The sequence below is a fragment of the Limnohabitans sp. T6-5 genome (genome assembly GCF_003063315.1).
Classification (GTDB): domain Bacteria; phylum Pseudomonadota; class Gammaproteobacteria; order Burkholderiales; family Burkholderiaceae_C; genus Limnohabitans_A.
Genome location: NZ_NERV01000002.1, coordinates 418327 through 437599, shown reverse-complemented (window position 1 = coordinate 437599; position 19273 = coordinate 418327). Strand labels below are relative to the sequence as shown.

At 58.6% G+C, this 19273-nt stretch carries 23 protein-coding genes; 18 read left to right on the top strand and 5 right to left on the bottom strand.

From position 1 onward, the window contains the following. The first annotated feature begins 18 nt into the window (after window positions 1–18). From B9Z51_RS07700 to B9Z51_RS07635, 14 genes are all read left to right on the top strand, one after another. On the top strand, window positions 19–690 hold the full coding sequence (locus B9Z51_RS07700) for a tetratricopeptide repeat protein (protein ID WP_108373397.1): 672 nt from the start codon (window positions 19–21) through the stop codon (window positions 688–690). Between the two features lie 14 nt (window positions 691–704). Beyond that, window positions 705–1814, top strand: a complete 1110-nt coding sequence (bamB, locus tag B9Z51_RS07695; RefSeq protein ID WP_233254877.1) for an outer membrane protein assembly factor BamB — start codon at window positions 705–707, stop codon at window positions 1812–1814. 19 nt (window positions 1815–1833) lie between these two features. Next, window positions 1834–3174: a ribosome biogenesis GTPase Der gene (gene der, locus B9Z51_RS07690; RefSeq protein WP_108373394.1), complete on the top strand. Its 1341-nt coding sequence runs from the start codon at window positions 1834–1836 to the stop codon at window positions 3172–3174. An 87-nt stretch (window positions 3175–3261) separates the two neighbouring features. Next, window positions 3262–3507, top strand: coding sequence for an RNA chaperone Hfq (gene hfq, locus B9Z51_RS07685; RefSeq protein WP_108373392.1), 246 nt, complete (start codon window positions 3262–3264; stop codon window positions 3505–3507). A 49-nt stretch (window positions 3508–3556) separates the two neighbouring features. After that, on the top strand, window positions 3557–4750 hold the full coding sequence (hflX, locus tag B9Z51_RS07680; RefSeq protein WP_108373390.1) for a GTPase HflX: 1194 nt from the start codon (window positions 3557–3559) through the stop codon (window positions 4748–4750). Window positions 4751–4806: 56 nt separating this feature from the next. After that, on the top strand, window positions 4807–6171 hold the full coding sequence (hflK, locus tag B9Z51_RS07675) for an FtsH protease activity modulator HflK (RefSeq protein ID WP_108373388.1): 1365 nt from the start codon (window positions 4807–4809) through the stop codon (window positions 6169–6171). A gap of 11 nt (window positions 6172–6182) precedes the next feature. Then, entirely contained in the window at window positions 6183–7082 is a 900-nt protein-coding gene (hflC, locus tag B9Z51_RS07670; protein ID WP_108373386.1) for a protease modulator HflC, read from the top strand. Window positions 7083–7085: 3 nt separating this feature from the next. Continuing rightward, window positions 7086–7271: a DUF2065 domain-containing protein gene (locus B9Z51_RS07665; RefSeq protein WP_108373385.1), complete on the top strand. Its 186-nt coding sequence runs from the start codon at window positions 7086–7088 to the stop codon at window positions 7269–7271. A 67-nt stretch (window positions 7272–7338) separates the two neighbouring features. After that, on the top strand, window positions 7339–8499 hold the full coding sequence (locus B9Z51_RS07660) for an ATP phosphoribosyltransferase regulatory subunit (protein ID WP_108373383.1): 1161 nt from the start codon (window positions 7339–7341) through the stop codon (window positions 8497–8499). A gap of 17 nt (window positions 8500–8516) precedes the next feature. Further along, window positions 8517–9845: an adenylosuccinate synthase gene (locus tag B9Z51_RS07655; RefSeq protein WP_108373381.1), complete on the top strand. Its 1329-nt coding sequence runs from the start codon at window positions 8517–8519 to the stop codon at window positions 9843–9845. Window positions 9846–9898: 53 nt separating this feature from the next. Next, window positions 9899–10423 (top strand): phosphoribosyltransferase, encoded by a 525-nt coding sequence (locus B9Z51_RS07650; RefSeq protein WP_090139293.1) that lies wholly within the window; start codon window positions 9899–9901, stop codon window positions 10421–10423. A gap of 65 nt (window positions 10424–10488) precedes the next feature. Then, window positions 10489–11706 carry a PLP-dependent transferase gene (locus tag B9Z51_RS07645; RefSeq protein WP_108373379.1) on the top strand — a complete coding sequence of 406 codons (1218 nt, stop codon included), beginning with the start codon at window positions 10489–10491 and terminating at the stop codon, window positions 11704–11706. 164 nt (window positions 11707–11870) lie between these two features. After that, the gene (locus B9Z51_RS07640) at window positions 11871–12686 is read left to right on the top strand and encodes a DUF2189 domain-containing protein (protein ID WP_233254937.1); all 816 of its coding nucleotides are present in this window, start codon (window positions 11871–11873) and stop codon (window positions 12684–12686) included. 10 nt (window positions 12687–12696) lie between these two features. Next, window positions 12697–12888, top strand: a complete 192-nt coding sequence (locus B9Z51_RS07635; RefSeq protein ID WP_108373375.1) for a hypothetical protein — start codon at window positions 12697–12699, stop codon at window positions 12886–12888. A gap of 29 nt (window positions 12889–12917) precedes the next feature. Here B9Z51_RS07635 and mnmH read toward each other — a convergent pair whose 3' ends face one another. Next, window positions 12918–13979 carry a tRNA 2-selenouridine(34) synthase MnmH gene (gene mnmH, locus B9Z51_RS07630; RefSeq protein ID WP_108373373.1) on the bottom strand — a complete coding sequence of 354 codons (1062 nt, stop codon included), beginning with the start codon at window positions 13977–13979 and terminating at the stop codon, window positions 12918–12920. Then, window positions 13976–14635 (bottom strand): arylesterase, encoded by a 660-nt coding sequence (locus tag B9Z51_RS07625; protein ID WP_108373371.1) that lies wholly within the window; start codon window positions 14633–14635, stop codon window positions 13976–13978. Before B9Z51_RS07625 ends, mnmH begins: the two co-directional genes overlap by 4 nt. Between B9Z51_RS07625 and B9Z51_RS07620 the strand changes: the two genes are divergently transcribed. The 4 genes from B9Z51_RS07620 (at window position 14634) to B9Z51_RS07605 (ending at window position 17394) form a co-directional block, all read left to right on the top strand. After that, the gene (locus tag B9Z51_RS07620; RefSeq protein WP_108373369.1) at window positions 14634–15323 is read left to right on the top strand and encodes an ABC transporter ATP-binding protein; all 690 of its coding nucleotides are present in this window, start codon (window positions 14634–14636) and stop codon (window positions 15321–15323) included. The genes B9Z51_RS07625 and B9Z51_RS07620 overlap by 2 nt on opposite strands. Window positions 15324–15527: 204 nt before the next feature. Further along, window positions 15528–16262 (top strand): 23S rRNA (guanosine(2251)-2'-O)-methyltransferase RlmB, encoded by a 735-nt coding sequence (gene rlmB, locus B9Z51_RS07615; RefSeq protein ID WP_108373367.1) that lies wholly within the window; start codon window positions 15528–15530, stop codon window positions 16260–16262. Window positions 16263–16331: 69 nt separating this feature from the next. After that, entirely contained in the window at window positions 16332–16682 is a 351-nt protein-coding gene (locus B9Z51_RS07610) for a hypothetical protein (RefSeq protein WP_108374841.1), read from the top strand. Then, a complete protein-coding gene (locus tag B9Z51_RS07605) occupies window positions 16585–17394 on the top strand; it encodes an MgtC/SapB family protein (protein WP_108373365.1) in 810 nt (269 codons plus the stop codon). Before B9Z51_RS07610 ends, B9Z51_RS07605 begins: the two co-directional genes overlap by 98 nt. A 27-nt stretch (window positions 17395–17421) precedes the next feature. Here the strand turns inward: B9Z51_RS07605 and B9Z51_RS07600 are convergent, their stop codons facing one another. From B9Z51_RS07600 to B9Z51_RS07590, 3 genes are read right to left on the bottom strand one after another with little or no spacing between them, the layout of a single operon-like run. Next, on the bottom strand, window positions 17422–18024 hold the full coding sequence (locus B9Z51_RS07600; protein ID WP_108373363.1) for a chromate transporter: 603 nt from the start codon (window positions 18022–18024) through the stop codon (window positions 17422–17424). Then, the gene (locus B9Z51_RS07595) at window positions 18021–18617 is read right to left on the bottom strand and encodes a chromate transporter (RefSeq protein WP_108373361.1); all 597 of its coding nucleotides are present in this window, start codon (window positions 18615–18617) and stop codon (window positions 18021–18023) included. The genes B9Z51_RS07600 and B9Z51_RS07595 overlap by 4 nt, the downstream gene beginning before the upstream one ends. Window positions 18618–18624: 7 nt before the next feature. Further along, complete coding sequence (locus B9Z51_RS07590; protein ID WP_108373359.1) at window positions 18625–19227, bottom strand: YigZ family protein; 603 nt, start codon at window positions 19225–19227, stop codon at window positions 18625–18627. Window positions 19228–19273 lie beyond the last annotated feature (46 nt).

Sequence of the window (19273 nt, the reverse complement as noted above, 5' to 3'; positions counted from 1 at the left end):
CACAGCAGTAAATACACCATGGCCAATGCACTCGACCTTGAAGAACAAGAACAACTCGACCAGATCAAGCATTTCTGGAAGACGTGGGGCAACCTGATTTCATGGCTGCTGATCGCTGCGTTGGGCGGTTATGCGGCCTGGAATGGCTACCACTACTGGCAACGCAGTCAGGCGGTCAAGGCTTCTGCTCTTTATGACGAAGTCGAGCGCGCAGTGGCGTCTGGCGATGTGTCGCGCGTGGAGCGCAGTTTCGCTGACATGAAAGACAAATTCGCATCGACACAATTTGCACAGCAAGCGGGTTTGCTGGCCGCCAAAAGCCTGCTGACGCAAGGCAAAGCCGATGCGGCACGCGATGCGCTCGGCTGGGTGTCGACCAGCGCTTCAGACCCGGCTTACCGTGACATCGCCCGTCTGCGTCTGGCTGGTTTGCAACTGGATGCCAAAGCCTACGACGATGCCCTGAAGACTTTGGGCCAGGATTTCACACCTGCCATGGCGGGCTTGGCCGATGATCTGCGTGGTGATGTACTGCAAGCCAAAGGCCAAGCGCCTGAAGCCATTGCGGCTTACCAAAAGGCTTGGGCAATGCTGGTCAATACCCCCGATTACCGCCGTCTGGTTCAAGCCAAGCTCAATGCTTTGGGGGTTGATCCTGAATCAGCGACTGTTTCGGAGAGCAAAAAGTGAAATATCGGATGTCCATGCGTTGGTCCTTGCTGGCTGTGGTGGCCGTTTTGGCAGCAGCCTGTTCGAGTGCTCCTGAAAAACCCAAGCCTGCCCCTTTGCCCACGGTCACCGGACAGTTGACGGTTCAAAAACTTTGGGAAACCAGCATCGGTTCAGTCACAACGCCCTTGATCCCTTCGGTCAAGGGGACGCAAGTGGCCGTGGCCTCTACGGCTGGCCAAGTGGCTGTACTGGATGCCAACACCGGCAAGGACATTTGGCGTCTGAATCTGAATGCGAGCATTCAGGCCGGAGTAGGGGGTGATGGTCAGCGCTTTGCGGTGATCACTGGCAACAACGAAGTGGTGGCCATGGAAGCGGGCAAAGTGCTGTGGCGCTATGCCTTGTCGGCCTTGTCATACACGCCGCCAGTGGTGGCTGGTCAGCGGGTGTTTGTATTGACGGCAGACCGTGCGGTGACCGCCCTGGACGGAGCGACCGGTCAAAAGCTCTGGACGCAGCAACGTGCAAGCGATCCGCTGATCCTGAAGCAGGCCGGTTTGTTGATGCCTTTTGGGGATGCTTTGTTGGCCGGTTGGGGCGGACGTTTGGCTTCTTTGAATCCGACAACAGGTGTTGTGCGCTGGGAAACTTTGTTGGGGGCTTCTCGAGGTACCAACGAAGTGGAAAGGCTGGTTGACATGGTGGCCGGGGTCAGTCGATTGGGCACTACCGTTTGTGCCCGTGCTTTTCAATCGTCCGTGGCCTGCCTTGATGGCAACCGCGGAACCAACCTGTGGAGTCGCTCGGCGCAAGGTCACCAAGGCGTTGATGGGGATGACAAGCTGATTTACGGCGCAGAGTCCGACAGCAAAGTCGTGGCCTGGCAGCGTTCGGGTGGTCAAGTCGCCTGGACGCAGGAGGCCTTGCGTTTTCGTGGAGTGACAGCCCCAGTGGTCCTGGACCGTTCGGTGGCATTCGGTGATGACAATGGTTGGGTGCATTTCTTGTCCAAACAGGACGGTCAGGCTTTGCAGCGGTTGAGCACGGATGGCAGTGCCATCATGGGCCGTCCGGTGCTGGCAGGACAAATTTTGGTGGTGGTAACACGCACCGGGGGCGTATTTGGATTTCGCCCCGAATGATGGATCGGAAAATTTTTAAGTGAAACCTGTTTTGGCCCTGGTGGGCCGCCCCAATGTGGGCAAATCCACGCTGTTCAACCGACTCACCAAGAGTCGCGACGCCATCGTGGCCGACTTCGCTGGCTTGACCCGTGACCGACACTATGGTCAGGGCAAGCAAGGCAAGCATGAATACATCGTGATTGACACGGGCGGCTTTGAGCCTGATGCCAGCAGCGGTATCTACAAGGAAATGGCCAAGCAGACTCAGCAAGCGGTGGCTGAAGCCGATGTGGTCATTTTTGTGGTCGATGCACGAGGGGGCTTGTCTGCGCAAGACCACGACATCGCCAAATACCTGCGAAAAATTGGCAAACCCTGCCTGCTGGTGGCCAACAAGGCCGAAGGCATGCGCGAAGGCATTCAGCTGACCGAGTTTTATGAACTGGGTTTTGGTGAAGTCCTGGCCATTTCGGCTGCGCACGGGCAGGGCATTCGTGGCTTGGTTGATCTGGCTCTGGAGTCCTTGAACCTGCCTGAAGAACCCGAAGAGTACGAAGTAGACACCTCGATCATCAAGCTCGCCGTGGCGGGCCGACCCAATGTGGGCAAGTCCACCCTGATCAATACCTGGTTGGGCGAAGAGCGGCTGGTGGCGTTTGACATGCCCGGCACAACGCGTGATGCGATCAGTGTGCCATTTGAGCGCGATGGCCAGAAGTTCGAGTTGATTGACACAGCGGGTTTGCGTCGCAAAGGCAAGGTCTTTGAAGCCATTGAGAAATTTTCGGTCGTCAAAACCCTGCAAGCTGTTGAATCCGCCAATGTTGTCTTGTTGCTGCTCGATGCAGAGCAGGGCGTGACCGACCAGGATGCCCACATTGCTGGCTTTGCGCTCGAAAGTGGTCGAGCCATGGTGCTGGCCGTCAACAAATGGGATGCGGTGGACGAGTACCAACGTCAGCTGGTGCAGCGCTCCATAGAAACGCGTTTGCCGTTTTTGAGCTTCGCCAACATGCACTTCATCTCGGCCAAAAAGCGCCAGGGTTTGGGGCCGGTGTGGGGCTCGATCATCAAGGCGCACAAGTCCGCGATGATCAAGATGAGCACGCCTATCCTGACGCGTTTGCTGCTGGAGGCGGTGCAGTTTCAAAGTCCTCAGCGCGGTGGCATGTTCCGTCCCAAGATGCGTTATGCCCACCAAGGGGGCATGAATCCACCGGTGATCGTGATCCACGGCAACTCGCTGGAGCATGTGACAGAGTCCTACAAACGCTTTCTGGAAGGTCGCTTTCGCAAAGCCTTTGATCTGTCTGGAACGCCACTGAGGATCGAAATGAAAACCTCCACCAATCCGTATGCAGACAAGGAATCCTCTTGAAATTTGCGGATTTGTGTTTTCCATTCAAGACACCTGCAGGCCTGTGGTAAGGTCTGCCCTTTACAACTTCGGAACACGGAGAATATCGTGAGCAACAAAGGTCAACTTTTGCAAGACCCCTTCCTGAATGCATTGCGCCGCGAGCATGTGCCGGTATCGATCTATCTGGTCAATGGCATCAAACTCCAGGGCCAGATTGAGTCCTTCGATCAATACGTGGTGTTGTTGCGCAACACCGTCACGCAAATGGTCTACAAACATGCCATTTCAACCATAGTTCCCGGACGTTCTGTGACCTTCAGCACACCCGAGCTGGGCGAAATCACCGCTTGATGTCTTCTCGACATCAGTGGTGGCGTCATGATGGCCACACCGGAGGGCACTGAGCGTGTCCGACATACCATCCAACCAGCCAGCGCCGACCCTCTTGGTCGGCGTTGATTTTGGGCTGCCGCATTTTGATGGCGATTTGCAAGAACTGGGTCTGCTGGCAGAGTCTGGCGGCTTGCGACCCATTGCGCGGTTGACGTGCAAGAGACGCGCCCCTGACCCCGCCTTGTTTGTGGGCAGCGGCAAAGCCGATGAGATCAAGGAATTGGCCTTGATGCATGGGGCCAAAGAAGTGTTGTTTGACCAGGCCTTGAGTCCGGCACAACAGCGCAACCTGGAACGTCATATAGGCCTTCCGGTGAATGACCGCACCTTGTTGATCCTGGAAATTTTCGCCCAGCGTGCACGCAGCCACGAGGGTAAATTGCAGGTCGAACTGGCCAAGCTTCAGTACCTGAGTACGCGGCTGGTGCGACGCTGGTCCCACCTGGAGAGACAAACAGGCGGCATCGGTTTGCGCGGCGGCCCCGGCGAGACCCAAATTGAGCTGGATCGCCGCATGATCGGCGAAGCGATCAAGCGCACCAAAGAACGGCTGGTCAAAGTCAAGCGCCAGCGCAACACCCAGCGTCGACAGCGCGAGCGCCGCGATACCTTCAATATTTCCTTGGTGGGTTACACCAACGCAGGCAAGTCGACCTTGTTCAATGCCTTGGTCAAGGCTCGGGCTTATGCCGCAGACCAATTGTTTGCCACGCTGGACACCACCACCCGGCAGCTTTACTTGGGTGAGGCTGGACGCTCTGTATCTTTGTCGGACACGGTTGGCTTCATCCGTGATTTGCCGCACGGTTTGGTCGAAGCGTTTCAGGCCACTTTGCAAGAGGCGACCGAGGCGGATTTGTTGCTGCATGTGGTGGACGCCGCCAACCCGGATTTCCCGGAACAAATGGCCGAAGTCCAAAAGGTCCTGGCTGAAATCGGGGCCGAAACCGTGCCGCAACTCCTGGTTTTCAACAAGCTCGATGCACTGGCGGCTGAGCGCTCTCCAATGCAACTGCAAGATCAGTACGAACTCGATGGGGTGCCTGTGCCCCGCGTGTTTGTCAGTGCGAAATCGGGTTTGGGCTTGGATCGCTTGCGTTCGGCTTTGTCTGACATCGTTAAAACGGCTTTGCCACCGGCGATGCCCCTGGCTGCCGATCCCCGTGACATGACCCGGGAATATCCGGGTGATCTGCCTTGAGTGGCACCCGAATTCGGCACAATGCGAAATCGTCATTCTGACTAAGACACTTCACCATGAATTTTCAACTGCCAGCCCTGCGATGGTCCTTGTTGCCTGCAAAGATCCGAGGCATGTTCAATCTGAACGATCCCCGCTGGGGCCGGGATGACGACAAAACTCCTAATGACTCAGGTCAAAAGCCATCGGGTGAGGTGCCGCCCACAGGGGGCAAGCCTGAAGGCTGGCAGCAGCCGCCTCAAGGCCGAGGAGGCCCGCAAAGTGGCCCGCCCGATCTGGACGAGCTCTGGCGAGATTTCAACCGCAAGTTGGGTCAATTGTTTGGCAGCAAAGGCGGCCCGCAGCCACCTCAAGGTCCAGGGGGCTCCGGAATGCCTGGCATGTTCAAGAACTTGGGAATCGGCGTGATTTTGGCTGCCGCCTTGCTCGTTTGGATGGGCACAGGCTTTTTCATCGTGCAAGAAGGCCAGCAAGCGGTGATCACCCAGTTTGGCAAGTACCACTCCACCGTCGGTGCCGGTTTCAATTGGCGTTTGCCTTACCCATTTCAGCGGCATGAACTGGTCTACGTCTCACAAATTCGCTCGGTTGACATTGGCCGCGACACCATCATCAAGGCCACGGGTCTGCGTGAGTCGGCCATGCTGACCGAAGACGAGAACATCGTCGAGATCAAGTTTGCCGTTCAATACCGCTTGAACGACGCTCGTGCCTATTTGTTTGAAAGCCGTAACCCCACCGAAGCCGTGGTGCAGTCTGCCGAAACGGCAGTGCGCGAAGTGGTGGGCAAAATGAAAATGGATTCGGCTCTGGCAGAAGAGCGTGACCAGATCGCCCCGCGCGTGCGTGACAAGATGCAAAAAATTCTGGACCGCTACAAAGTCGGTATCGAAGTGGTCGGCATCAATTTGCAACAAGGCGGCGTGCGCCCTCCAGAGCAAGTGCAAGCGGCCTTTGACGATGTGCTCAAGGCCGGTCAGGAACGTGAACGTGCCAAAAACGAAGCCCAGGCTTATGCCAACGATGTGGTGCCGCGTGCCGTGGGTGCCGCTTCGCGGCTGAAAGAAGAAGCTGACGCTTACCGTGAGCGCATCGTGGCTCAGGCCGAAGGTGATGCGCAGCGTTTCAAGACCATCTTGCCCGAGTACCAAAAATCGCCGCAAGTCATGCGTGACCGTCTGTACATCGACACCATGCAACAGATTTACAGCAACGTGACCAAAGTATTGGTGGACAGCAAGCAGGGCTCCAACCTGCTGTATTTGCCGCTGGACAAAATCATGCAGCAGGTGGGCCAAGGCCCCGCACCAGTGGCAGATGCCGTCGCGCCTGCCAGTGCCGCCACCACCACATCGGGCAATCCCGCTGTGGACACACGCTCCCGTGACATTCAGCGTTCGCGTGACCGCGATCCACGATAAGGACAGACAAAATGAATCGCATTGGATTGTGGGTTTCCAGCCTGTTGGTCGCGTTTGTGCTGTTCAGCTCAACCGTGTTTGTCGTCGATCAACGCCAGTTCGGTGTGGTCTATTCTTTGGGACAAATCAAAGAAGTGATCACCGAACCTGGTTTGCATTTCAAATTGCCGCCTCCGCTGCAAAACGTCAATTACATCGACAAGCGTTTGCTGACCCTTGACAGCCCGGACAATGAGCCGATGCTCACGGCTGAAAAGCAGCGCGTGGTGATTGACTGGTATGTGCGTTGGCGCATCGCCGATCCACAGGCCTATATCCGCAACGTTGGATTGGATGAAAAATCAGGCACGATCCAGCTCAACCGCGTGGTGCGCAACGCCTTCCAGGAAGAGATCAACAAACACACAGTCAAGGAGCTGCTGTCATTGAAGCGCGAAGAGCTGATGGACAACGTCAAGAAGGCGGTTCTTGATGTGGTCAAGGGTGCCAAGCCCTGGGGGGTCGATGTGGTCGATGTGCGCATCACCCGCGCCGACTATGTGGACACCATCACCGAGTCGGTTTATCGCCGCATGGAGGCTGAGCGTAAACGCGTGGCCAATGAATTGAGATCCACTGGGGCGGCCGAGGGTGAAAAAATCCGCGCCGATGCCGATCGTCAGCGCGAAGTGGCCGTGGCCAATGCTTACCGTGAGGCCCAGAAGATCAAAGGGCAGGGCGACGCCAATGCTGCGCGTATCTACGCTGAATCTTTTGGTCGCGACGCGCAATTTGCCCAGTTTTACCGCAGCCTGGAAGCTTACAAAGCCAGCTTTGCTGGCAAAAATGATGTGATGGTGATTGATCCATCCAGCTCCGAGTTCTTCAAGGGCATGCGCAGTTCCGGCGCCGGTTCTGCGCCCAGAAAGTAAATCTTGCTTCAGACCCTCCTGTTGGCTGTGGGCCTGATGCTCATCCTGGAGGGGCTGATGCCCATGATCTCTCCTTTGAAGTGGAAACGCCTGTTTGAGCAGTTGTTGCAACTGCAAGAAGGTCAGATCCGCTTCTTTGGCATGGTCATGGTTGTCAGCGGATTACTGCTGATCTGGCTTGTTTCCTGAACCGATGGGCAAAAAACGGCTTTCAAGCCGGTAAAATCCCTGTTTTAACAGTCCCCCCTCCATTCCCATGTCTGCTTGGGTCCTTCCGGATCACATTGCCGATGTGCTGCCCTCCGAGGCACGTCACATCGAAGAACTCCGACGCGAACTGCTTGATACCGCCCGTGGCTATGGCTACGAGCTGGTCATGCCGCCGCTGCTGGAGCATTTGGAGTCCCTGCTGACCGGCACGGGCGAGGCCCTGGATTTGCAGACGTTCAAGCTGGTTGACCAGCTTTCGGGTCGCACTTTGGGCTTGCGTGCCGACACCACACCACAGGTTGCACGGATCGATGCCCACTTGCTGGGCCGCTCCGGTTTGACACGTCTTTGTTATTGCGGCCCTGTGCTGCATACCCGTCCTGCCAGGCCTCACGCCACGCGTGAACCCTTGCAGCTGGGGGCTGAAATTTATGGCCATGCAGGGCCAGAAGCCGACTTGGAAGTCTTGCAACTGACACTCGATTGCTTGCGTGCAGCGCGCGTGAGTGATTTGCAGGTGGATTTGGCCGATGCCCGCATCATCAACAGTTTGCTCCAGTCGGAAAGCATCACCGATGCTCTGCGGCACGATATCCATGCCGCTTTGGCGATCAAGGATGGCAGCACCTTACACCGCTTGACGGCCGATTTTTCAGCCGCCAACCGCGACGGCATCCGCGCATTGGTGCACCTTTATGGCGATGCGAAGGTGCTCGACGAGGCGGCCAAGCTTTTGCCTGCGACCCCGGTGATTGTTCAGGCTTTGGATCAATTGCGGTGGTTGGCGGCGCAAATTCAGGGCGCAGCCATCAGCTTTGACCTGGGCGATTCGCGGGGCTATGCCTATTACAGCGGCATGCGCTTTGTCATCTACGCCAAAAGCGCCGCGGACGCACTGGCACGCGGTGGCCGATATGACGGTGTGGGGGCCGTGTTCGGGCACCGCATTGACCGCGACCGTCCTGCCGTGGGCTTTAGTCTCGATTTGAAGGAAGTAGTGGCCGCTGTGGCTCCCTTGGCCTTGCGTGCAGCGATCCGCGCGCCTTGGAGCAACTCGGTCACATTGCGCGATGCGATTGCCGCTTTGCGCTGTGCAGGCGAGACCGTGGTGTGTGTCTTGCCCGGTCACGAAAGTGAAATTGATGAATTCCATTGCGACCGCGAGCTCATTGAAGCGGCCGGGCATTGGGTGGTACAGGCTCTTTGAGAAAGAACATTTCAAGCATGAACATGAAGCAAGGCCGTAACGTGGTCGTCGTGGGCACCCAGTGGGGCGACGAGGGCAAAGGCAAACTGGTGGACTGGCTGACCGAGAGCGCCCAAGGCGTGGTTCGTTTTCAGGGCGGACACAACGCAGGCCACACCTTGGTGATCAATGGCGTCAAGACCGCCTTGCACCTGATCCCCAGCGGCATCATGCGTGCGGGCGTCAAGTGCTACATCGGCAACGGTGTGGTGCTGTCGGTGCCCAAGCTGCTCGAAGAAATCGCCGGGCTTGAAAAAGCCGGTGTGGAAGTTCGCTCACGCCTGCGCGTGAGCGAGGCTTGCCCGCTGATCTTGCCTTACCACGTGGCCCTCGATGTGGCCCGTGAAGCCGCCAAGGAAAAGGCTGGCACCGCCAAGATCGGCACCACCGGCCGTGGCATTGGCCCGGCCTACGAAGACAAAGTAGCTCGCCGGGCCATCCGCGTGCAGGACTTGAAATACCCCGAGCGCTTTGCCACCAAGCTGCGCGAAAACCTGGCACTGCACAACCATGTGTTGGTCAACTTCCTGGGCGCCGCGCCTGTGGACTTTGACGCCACTTACAACGAAGCCATGGAATACGCCAAGGCTTTGCTGCCCATGGTGGCCGACGTCTCGCGTGAATTGAATGACGCCCACAAAGCCGGTGCCAACCTGCTGTTTGAAGGCGCGCAGGGCACCTTGCTCGACGTGGACCACGGCACTTACCCCTTCGTCACTTCGAGCAACTGCGTGGCAGGCAACGCTGCGGCAGGCTCTGGCGTCGGCCCCGGCATGCTGCACTACATCCTGGGCATCACCAAGGCTTATTGCACCCGCGTGGGCGGCGGCCCGTTCCCAACCGAACTCGAATGGGAAAAGGAAGGTACGCCCGGTTACCACATGTCCACCGTTGGCGCAGAAAAGGGTGTGACGACTGGCCGTTCACGCCGTTGCGGCTGGTTCGATGCCGCGCTGCTCAAGCGCAGTGCCCAGGTCAACGGCCTGAGCGGTATGTGCATCACCAAGCTCGACGTGCTCGATGGCCTCAAAGAGCTGATGCTGTGCACGGGCTACGAACTGGACGGTGAAACCATCGATATCCTGCCCATGGGCGCGGACGAGATCGCCCGCTGCAAGCCAATTTACGAAGTCATTCCCGGCTGGACCGAAAGCACCGTGGGTGTGACCCAGCTGGACAAGCTGCCCTTGAATGCCCGCAAATACCTGGAACGCATCGCCGAGGTGACCGGCGTGCCGGTGCACATGGTGTCGACCAGCCCGGATCGAGACCACACCATCTTGTTGCACAACCCCTTTGCGGCTTGATGGCTGGTTCCAAAAGCTTTTTCCCTCACTGATTTTTCATTGGAGTTCTCCCCATGTTGACCGAAGACGGCAAGCACCTGTACGTGAGCTATGACGAGTACCACAACCTCATCGAAAAGCTCGCCATCAAAATTCACCAGTCCGGCTGGGAGTTTGACAACATCCTTTGTCTGGCGCGTGGCGGCATGCGTCCGGGTGACATCTTGTCGCGTATTTTTGACAAGCCTTTGGCCATCATGTCGACCAGCTCTTACCGCGCTGAAGCCGGTACTGTGCAAGGCCACCTGGACATCGCCCGCTACATCACCACCCCCAAAGGCGAAATCGCTGGCCGGGTCTTGCTGGTGGACGATCTGGCCGATACCGGACACACCCTGCGTGCCGTGGTCGACCAGTTGAAAAACAACTACAAGCCAGTGACCGAATTGCGCTCTGCCGTGATCTGGACCAAGGGTGTGTCGACATTCAAGCCCGACTATTCAGTGGAAGAGTTGCCCACCAACCCCTGGATTCACCAGCCTTTCGAGCCCTATGACAACATGCGTCCCGAAAAATTGCTGGAAAAGTGGAGCGTGTAAGTCTTCTCCTTCAGACTTGACTTGAACAGCCTCCTTCGGGAGGCTGTTTGCATTAGGATGTCGGCATGAATGACCCGCATGACACGCCCGATCTGACCGGGCTGATCCACCATCCTTACCTTCCCCCAGCAGGCTTTGAGGCCCCACAAGTTGGTGTGTACAAAGCATCAACGGTGTATTTCCCGACGGTGGCGGACATGCGCCAGCGCGAATGGAAAGACAAGTCGGCCTACACCTACGGACTGCACGGCACGCCCACGACCTACATCCTGGAAGAGCGCTTGTGCGCCCTCGAAGGCGGGCTGCAATGCGTATTGGTGCCCAGCGGACTGGCGGCCTTGGCTACTGTGGCTTTGGCGCTGTTGAAAACTGGCGATGAAATTTTGCTGCCGGACAACGCTTATGGCCCGAACAAGGCCTTGGCAGAAGGAGAGTTGCGCCATTACGGCATCACGCACCAGTATTACGACCCCATGCAGCCCGATGACCTGTCTGCACGCCTGAACGAGCGCACCCGCTTGGTTTGGCTTGAAGCGCCAGGCTCGGTCAGCATGGAGTTCCCTGATTTGCCAGAATTGGTGCGGCGTTGCAGGCAGCACGGCGTGCTGACCGCCCTGGACAACACCTGGGGCGCAGGCTTGGCTTTCCAGGCGTTTGATTTGCTCGGTGACGGTCAGTGTGCGGTGGACATCAGCGCCCATGCCTTGACCAAATACCCCAGCGGGGGAGGGGATGTGCTGATGGGCAGCATCATCACGCGCGATCAGGCCCTTCACCTGAAAATCAAGTTGTGTCACATGCGCCTGGGTTTGGGGGTCGGTGCCAACGATGCTGAAACCGTGTTGCGCTCATTGCCCAGCATCGGCTTGCGCTACGCCGCGCATGACCGCACAGCCCGTGCGTTGGCCCACTGGTGGGGGCAGCAGTCGGCTTGTGTGCAGGTGTTGCATCCAGCGGTGCCTGGCGCACCAGGGCATGCGCATTGGCGTGCTGTTTGTCGTTCCGGTTTGGCGGCAGGCTTGTTCAGCGTGATGCTGCACCCGCGCTACAGCCAGGCCCAGGTCGATGCGTTTGTCGATGGCCTCAAGCTGTTCAAGATCGGTTACAGCTGGGGCGGGCCTGTGAGTCTGGTCGTGCCCTATGCGCTGCGCAGCATGCGCACGCTGGAGTCCGCAGAGGTGGCGCAAGGCACCTTGGTTCGCTTTTCTACTGGCCTGGAGTCGGCGCAGGCTTTGCTGAGTGATTTGCAGCAAGCCATGCAGGCCCATTTGCCGACCGCCTGAACCATAAACTGTTTTTTTGGTACTTGCTTGGTAGTTTCCTGAGTGTTCAACGTGGCTGATCAAGGGTAGGCTTATCGTTCATCAGAACACTTGGCTGTCCATTCATGTCCTCCAACGCCACCGACCCCAACCACAAAGCCCCAGACGATTCGTCGCTGCCCACCATGGCACAGCCTTATGTGCCCCCCGCACCGGTTGGCCCCACGGCGCTCATGCGCCCGCTGGGATGGGGCAGCCCGTTTCGTTGGCTCGAATTGGGCCGCAAAGACCTGTTCAGGCATCCAGGCATTGCGCTGTTTTATGGGGTGAGCTTTTTCTTGATGGCTCAGGTCCTGGCGCTGGTCTTCAAATACAAACCCGAATACACCTTGTCGATGATTTCGGGGTGTTTACTGATTGGCCCGTTTCTGGCCATGGGCCTGTATGAAGTCAGTCGGCGCCTGGAGCAGGGCGAACAGCCCGATATGGCCTCGTCTTTGATGTGCTGGGACCAGCACATTCCCAGCATGGCGATGCTGGTGCTGGTGTTGATGGTGCTTGAATTGCTGTGGGGCAGGGCGTCCTTGGTGGTTTTTGCCGTGTTCTTCGACACCGGCATGCCCTCCACCACAGGGGTGTTGGAAGCCATTTTTAACCCCAAGAACATCGAATTCGTGATGGTCTACCTGGCTGTGGGCGGGGTGTTTGCTGCCTTGGTCTTTGGCTTGTCGGTGGTCTCCATTCCCATGATTTTGGACCGGGATACGGATGCTATTTCTGCGGTATTGACCAGCATGCGGGTGGTTTTTTCTCATCCCGGGGTGTTGCTGTTGTGGGGCGCCTTGCTGGGCCTGTTTGTGGTCGGCGCCTTGTGGCCATGGGGCTTGGGCATCATTTTGGTAGGGCCGTGGCTGGGTCATGCCAGCTGGCATGCCTATCGCGGCTGCGTCGAGTGGCAAGAAAACCCCTGCGAAGCTGTTACATTGGGCAGCTCAAATTAAAGGAGCCATCTTGGCCACACCCAACTACGGATTCGAAAAACGCCAGAAAGAATTGGCCAAGAAACGCAAAAAAGAAGACAAGCTCAAAGCCAAAGCTGATCGCAAGTCCGGTTTGTTGCCTGAGGACGGCAGCGAGGGCGACGAAACTGGCGATGAGGTCGCGGCCCCTGAGGCGCAAGTCCCCCCCAACGCTGCAGCCTGATCGGCTGTGCCCAGCATTCAGGCGGGCGCTCAGATCGGCGTAGCCAGCATGTGCTCAGCCAAGGCCTGCATGTCGGCCTGCGCATGGCTGGCTGGCGTGATGATCGGGGCTTGGGCATAGTGCACAAAGTTGTTGCCTGTAGAGTTTTCGTAGCCCGGGTCGTAATGCGCGGACAGCAGTTGAGCCACCACTTCACGCATCTGTCCGGCTTCGATTTGCGTTTTCCAGCCATCCACCACCGCTTTTCCGCGCAGCGCGACCAGTCTTTCCAGCCGGTCAATGAACAGCGCCTTGTCGTGCGTGAAAAACGCATAGTCTTCCATCAGCAGACTCACTCTGTCCTGGAGTGACAGCTCTACACGCAGGCACGGGCTGGCACGCATGGCGACCATCAACTCGGCGGGTACGCTCAGATTGCCCACTTTTTTGCTTTCCGCTTCCACATACACGGGGCGGTCGGGACTGAAGCTACGCAAGGCATCCCAAATTTGTGTGTCAAAGGCTTTTTGTGTGGGCTGGGGCTGGCCAGGAATCAGGCCCAACACCGAGCTGCGATGCACCGCAATAGCTTCCAGGTCCAGCACCTGCGCGCCCTGGCTGGCCAGGGCTTGCAGCAAGCGCGTCTTGCCCGAGCCGGTAGGGCCACACAGCACCTGAAAATGCAGGCGCTGGGCTTGGCGCGGCGTGTCTTCCATGACCTCTTTGCGAAACGCCTTGTAGCCGCCTTCGATCAAGTGCACCTTGAAGCCGATTTGCCCCAGGATCAGCGCCAGCGAGTTGCTGCGCTTGCCGCCGCGCCAGCAATAAATCAGCGGCTGCCAGCTCTTGGGCTTGTCCATCAGGTGGGTTTCGATGTGGCGGGCGATGTTTTTGGCCACCAGGGCCGCGCCCACTTTTTGTGCTTCAAAAGGGTTGACCTGTTTGTACAGGGTGCCCACCTTGATGCGCTCTTCGTTGTTCAGTGACGGCCAGCTCAAAGCACCGGGCAGGTGGTCCTCGGCGTGCTCGCCTTCGGAGCGCGCGTCGAGGATGGCGTCAAATTGGTCAAGTCGGGCCATGGCCTGTGCGGCCGAAATCAGATGAACGCTCATTTCAGTTGTTTCTTCAAAGTGGGCCAGACGTTGGCCAGCATGCGCGGCTGCGCGGCTTCGTTGGGGTGGATGCGGTCGGCCTGAAACCATTTGAGCGGCTCGGGGTCGTCGCCCACACCTTTCAAAAAGAAAGGCACGAGCGCCGCTTTTTGGCTTTTGGCCACTTGGGTGTAGGCCGCTTCAAACTGGCGGGCCATGTCGGGGCCGTAATTGGGTGGCATTTGCATGCCCAGCAACAGCACCTTGGCCCCAGCCGCTTGGGCTTGTTTAGTCATGTCCAGCAAATTGCCTTGCGTCATGGCCATGGGCAGGCCGCGCAAGGCGTCGTTGCCACCCAGCTCGATCACCACAAGGCTGGGCTGGTGTCGTTTGAGCAAGGCGGGCAGGCGCGATCGCCCGCCTGATGTGGTGTCGCCGCTGATGCTGGCGTTGATCACTTCAAAGCCGGGCTTTTCCTGAGCCACTTGTTTTTGCAGCAAAGCCACCCAGCCCGAGCCCCGGGCCAAACCATATTCGGCGCTCAGCGAATCACCCAACACCAAAATGCGCTGAGCGGGGGCAGAAGGGGCGGCTTGGACAGGTGCAACAAAGCCCCGGCTGGCAAGGGCCAGCAGGGTCCAGTTAAAGTCGCGTCGTCTCAACAAAGGTGTGTGCATGCCTGAATCCATCATTGCCGTGCGTGGCGTTTCCAAAAGTGTGCAAGATGCCAGTGGGCAACTGGACATTTTGCGCGATATCGATTTTTCATTGAACGCTGGGGAAACAGCCGCCATTGTCGGCGCATCCGGCTCGGGCAAAAGCACCTTGCTGGCCATTTTGGCGGGCCTGGACACGCCCAGCACCGGGCAGGTGCTGCTGGCCGGGCAATCGCTGTTTGACTTGTCCGAAGACGAACGCGCCGCAGTGCGGGCCCAGCATGTGGGTTTTGTGTTCCAGAGCTTTCAACTCATGCCCAACCTCACGGCACTTGAAAACGTCATGCTGCCTTTGGAGTTGGCCGATCGCCCCGATGCCCGCAGCACCGCCACGGCCATGTTGCAGCGCGTCGGTTTGGGCGAGCGCCTGAAACACCTGCCCAAGGTCTTGTCAGGTGGCGAGCAACAGCGCGTGGCTCTGGCCCGTGCTTTTGTGGTGCAGCCCGCTTTGTTGCTGGCCGACGAGCCCACGGGCAGTCTGGACCACGCCACGGGCGAGTCCATCATGGATTTGATGTTCGCGCTCAACCGCGAGCAGGGCACCACCTTGGTTCTGGTCACGCACGACCGCCAGCTGGCCGCCCGCTGTGAACGCAGCCTGGTGATTCAGGCCGGCTGTTTGTCCGAGGCGCCGGCGCAGCCATCCTGAAACCCGGCACCAGGGTGTGATGCATTTGCCCCACGAGGTTTGAATGTGCATGTGCGGGTTTCAGGCATGCGTCTGTTTTTTCCCCCTTAGGCGTCCACCCTTTGAAAACCATCGCGCACCTGGAGCACTCTCATTGGATTGGCCGTTTGCCTTTTGCTCAAGTCTTTGATCGGTCGGGTTGTTGGGACCAACGATAATCCCCGCATGTCATCTCACAAAGTGCTGTTCGGCTTTCATGCCGTGGGCGTTCGCCTCAAGATCGCCCCCCAATCCGTTGTTGAAATCCATTACGAGGTCACCCGCCGCGACGCGCGCATGCGGCAGTTCATCGACAAGGCCCGCGATTCAGGCATGCGCCTGATCGAGTCAGACAACGAGCGCCTGGCCAAGCTGGCCGGCGGCCATGGACACCAAGGCGTGGTCGCCGTGGTCGCGCCTTTGCCGCAAAACCATTCGCTGGACGACCTGCTGGACACCGTGCAGGGCCCGCCTTTGCTCTTGGTGCTGGATGGTGTGACCGATCCGCACAACCTGGGCGCTTGCTTGCGCGTGGCCGATGGTGCGGGAGCGCACGCGGTGATCGCCCCCAAGGACCATGCGGCCGGCATCAACGCCACCGTGGCCAAGGTCGCCAGCGGCGCGGCTGAGACCATGCCGTATTTCATGGTCACCAACCTGGCCCGCACCTTGGGGGAACTCAAGGAGCGCAGCCTCTGGGTGATCGGCACCAGCGGCGACGCGCCACGCAGCATCTACCAGGCCGACCTGAAAGTGCCCACCGCCTTGGTGCTCGGTGCCGAAGGCGACGGCATGCGCCAGCTGACCCGAAAAAACTGCGACGAACTGGTCAGCATCCCCATGCGCGGTGCCGTTGAGAGCCTGAACGTCTCGGTGGCCAGCGGCGTGTGTCTGTATGAAGCTTTGCGCCAGCGCAGTTGACGGCATCCGTAGGTCGGTGGCTTCAGCCCCGACATGACCCTTACAGCCATTTCACACAAGGAATTTTCCATGTTGCAAAAGATCAAACACACAGCCCTGATCACCACGGTCATCGGCGCCAGCTTGTTGGCCGCTTGCACGCAAGAGCAGCAAAACAAGATCAGCCGCGACATTCAAAACTGGACCGGCACCAACGGCGTGATGGAGGTGTATGCCGGTGACAAGGTCGTGCGCCGTTTTCTGAAGGTGGACAAAGTCAGCACCGCGTTGGGCACCGATGACAAACAGCCACGCGCCTACCGTTTTGGTTACGGTGTGCTGGATGAAAACCTCAACATGCAGGTGGACCCGGGCGAGAAGAAGGTCTATTTCGAGGTCAGCGACTATTCAAATACGGTATTTTTCGAAAACCCGCGCTGATCTAGCATGGGGGATGAATTTTTTTTCTAATCAGTTGTCTGAATATTTTCTTGAGTCGATCCTGTTGGCCTTGGTATTGGGCTCCTTGGTCGGCATCGAGCGTCAGTGGAATCGTCGATTGGTGGACCTCAAGACCAATGCATTGGTGGCCATGGGCGCAGCCCTGTTCATGCTGCTGTCGAAAACACCTCAAGGTTTTGTCGAGCCAATTCAAATGGCTGCTCAAATTGTGGTGGGCGTGGGTTTTCTTGCTGGCGGGATCATGTTTCGCGATTCGAGGCAGGCCCAAGGCTTGAACACGGCCGCCACTTTATGGTGTTCCGCCGCCTTGGGCGCCCTGTGTGGCATGAATCGCTGGTTCGATGCAAGTTTTGCCTCCATCGCCATTGTGTTGGCCAACAGCTTGTTGGGAATGTTGGCGCAATACCTGAACAAGAAAATGGGTATCGCCGATAACTTGACCGACAGTGTGCTGTTTCAATGGATTTGCTCGGCGAGCGATGCGCTGGCAGTGCACGAAAAAATGACAGCGATGTCGCGCACCAGCCTGTGGGAAATCCATGAGGTCAGACTGGAGCGGCATGGGGTCGACAACTCCTTGTTGTCCATCACCGCCCTGTTTGAACAGGGAGAGTCCGACAAAGGGGCACTCTCCATTCAACAAGCTACAGCGGGTTGGCCTGCGTTCAATTTTTCCTGGCGAAAACTTTAAGTCTGTGCCAAGAGGCCAAGAGGCCCATCAAACCCAGCCCAGGCCCCCCAGCAGGGCGCCCAGGCCAATCAGCCACAGCATGTGGACCTGGGTGCGCCAAATCACCAAGGTGGTCAGCCCCGTCAGCGCATACAGTGGCCAGTCACGCGCTGGCTGGTTGTGGCTCAAGGTCAAAAGCCAGGCCGTGGACAGTAAGAGGGCAATCACGATGGGCGCCATGCCGGACTTGAAGGCCCGGATGCCGATGTTGTCACGGTGCTGGTGCGCCCAGCGTGTGGCCGTGTAGGTCAGCACCGAAGACGGCAGCATGATGCCCAGCATGGGCACCACCACCCCCAGGCAGGCCAAGCCCACACGCAGCCAGCCGTCGGCCAAGCCTGCACCGGCATTCATGCCCACGTTGAAACCCATCAAAGCCACAAACAGGATGTTAGGACCCGGCGCGGCTTGGGCCAGCGCAATGGACGAGGTGAACTGCGCATCGCTGAGCCAGTGGGTTTCGTCCACCAGATAGCGGTGCATGTCGGGCGCCGTGGTGATGGCGCCACCCACCGCCAGCAAAGACAGCGAGGCAAAGTGGTTGAACAGACTCAGCCAGTCACTGGCCGTCAAGTCAAGCACCGGATTCATGGCTGCGCTCCTGAAGATGCGGCTTGTTTAGCCAGCTGCCAATAAGCCCAGCTGCAAGCCAGCAGGCCCGTTCCCAGCAGCACAAAGGCAAGCGGCCAGCGCATCACGCCCACACCCACAAAACTGGCCGCTGCCAGGCCCACACACATTGGCATGCCCATGGGGTTGCTCTTGAGTGCGCCGATCAATTTGAGGCCAACCGCAGCGATCAGACCGGCAGACACGGCCCCCATGCCCCGCAAAGCACCTTGCGCGCAGGCTGCATCCGACACACCGCCAAAGGCGATGGCCAGCACAAGCACCACCACCAAAGGCGCGGCCAGCATGCCCGCCAAGCCCGCCAGTGCGCCGGGCAAGCCAAAGTAACGCCCCCCAATCATCAGCGACAGATTCACCACATTCGGGCCGGGCATGATCTGGGCCACAGCCCAGTCTTCAACGAATTGCTCGCGCGTCATCCAGCGCTTTTTCTCGACCAATTCACGCTGCACCACGGCCAGCACCCCGCCAAAACCCTGCAAGGCCAGCAGGGTGAAGGACACAAACAGGTCGGTTTTCGAACGGGGATGGTTCAGCGGCGGGTGATCAGGCATGGGGCGATTATCCCTGTGTGGCCTCATCGTCCAGCCACACCAACAGCCCCCGGCCGCTTTCGCTCAGCCGGTGCATCAGGGCCGCTGCGTCAGACGCGGGCAGGGCAAAGCGCAAAGTGACCACGCTGCCATGCGTGACCTCTTGCAACTGGGCCTGGGCCAGCTCCACCTCGCGGCGCACCAGCCCTTCCAATGCATACGGCACGCTGCAGGCCAGCTCGGTTTTCTTGATCAAGGGAATCTTTTCTACCGTCAGCAGCGCCTGCGCCACCGCATCGGTGTAGGCCCGCACCAGCCCACCCGCGCCCAACTTGACGCCGCCAAAGTAACGCACCACCGAGGCCATCACACCCTGCAAGTCTTGATGTCGCAGCACGTCCAGCATGGGCCGACCTGCGGTGCCGCCTGGCTCGCCATCGTCGTTGGCCGCCGACTGACCACCGGCCAGCAGCGCCCAGCACACATGCGCCGCATCGGGGTGCTGAGCCTTGAGCTGCGCCACCCGGGCCTGCGCCTCTTCACGCCCGGGCATGGGCTCCACGCAGGCGATGAATCGGCTTTTCTTGATGACCAGTTCGTGGTGGGCGGGGATGGCGAGGGAAAAGGGCATGGGTGGAGGATAGCGGAGGCTTTATCTCCCAAAAAACAAAGTCGAC

What these genes read in the sequence shown, in the direction of transcription:
- B9Z51_RS07700 (WP_108373397.1), top strand. Translation starts at nt 19, where the DNA reads ATGGCCAATGCACTCGACCTTGAAGAACAAGAACAACTCGACCAGATC.
- bamB (WP_233254877.1), top strand. Translation starts at nt 705, where the DNA reads ATGCGTTGGTCCTTGCTGGCTGTGGTGGCCGTTTTGGCAGCAGCCTGT.
- hflK (WP_108373388.1), top strand. Translation starts at nt 4,807, where the DNA reads ATGAATTTTCAACTGCCAGCCCTGCGATGGTCCTTGTTGCCTGCAAAG.
- hflC (WP_108373386.1), top strand. Translation starts at nt 6,183, where the DNA reads ATGAATCGCATTGGATTGTGGGTTTCCAGCCTGTTGGTCGCGTTTGTG.
- B9Z51_RS07660 (WP_108373383.1), top strand. Translation starts at nt 7,339, where the DNA reads ATGTCTGCTTGGGTCCTTCCGGATCACATTGCCGATGTGCTGCCCTCC.
- B9Z51_RS07655 (WP_108373381.1), top strand. Translation starts at nt 8,517, where the DNA reads ATGAACATGAAGCAAGGCCGTAACGTGGTCGTCGTGGGCACCCAGTGG.
- B9Z51_RS07650 (WP_090139293.1), top strand. Translation starts at nt 9,899, where the DNA reads ATGTTGACCGAAGACGGCAAGCACCTGTACGTGAGCTATGACGAGTAC.
- B9Z51_RS07645 (WP_108373379.1), top strand. Translation starts at nt 10,489, where the DNA reads ATGAATGACCCGCATGACACGCCCGATCTGACCGGGCTGATCCACCAT.
- B9Z51_RS07640 (WP_233254937.1), top strand. Translation starts at nt 11,871, where the DNA reads ATGGCACAGCCTTATGTGCCCCCCGCACCGGTTGGCCCCACGGCGCTC.
- mnmH (WP_108373373.1), bottom strand. Translation starts at nt 13,979, where the DNA reads ATGAGCGTTCATCTGATTTCGGCCGCACAGGCCATGGCCCGACTTGAC.
- B9Z51_RS07620 (WP_108373369.1), top strand. Translation starts at nt 14,634, where the DNA reads ATGCCTGAATCCATCATTGCCGTGCGTGGCGTTTCCAAAAGTGTGCAA.
- B9Z51_RS07625 (WP_108373371.1), bottom strand. Translation starts at nt 14,635, where the DNA reads ATGCACACACCTTTGTTGAGACGACGCGACTTTAACTGGACCCTGCTG.
- rlmB (WP_108373367.1), top strand. Translation starts at nt 15,528, where the DNA reads ATGTCATCTCACAAAGTGCTGTTCGGCTTTCATGCCGTGGGCGTTCGC.
- B9Z51_RS07610 (WP_108374841.1), top strand. Translation starts at nt 16,332, where the DNA reads ATGTTGCAAAAGATCAAACACACAGCCCTGATCACCACGGTCATCGGC.
- B9Z51_RS07605 (WP_108373365.1), top strand. Translation starts at nt 16,585, where the DNA reads ATGAAAACCTCAACATGCAGGTGGACCCGGGCGAGAAGAAGGTCTATT.
- B9Z51_RS07600 (WP_108373363.1), bottom strand. Translation starts at nt 18,024, where the DNA reads ATGAATCCGGTGCTTGACTTGACGGCCAGTGACTGGCTGAGTCTGTTC.
- B9Z51_RS07595 (WP_108373361.1), bottom strand. Translation starts at nt 18,617, where the DNA reads ATGCCTGATCACCCGCCGCTGAACCATCCCCGTTCGAAAACCGACCTG.
- B9Z51_RS07590 (WP_108373359.1), bottom strand. Translation starts at nt 19,227, where the DNA reads ATGCCCTTTTCCCTCGCCATCCCCGCCCACCACGAACTGGTCATCAAG.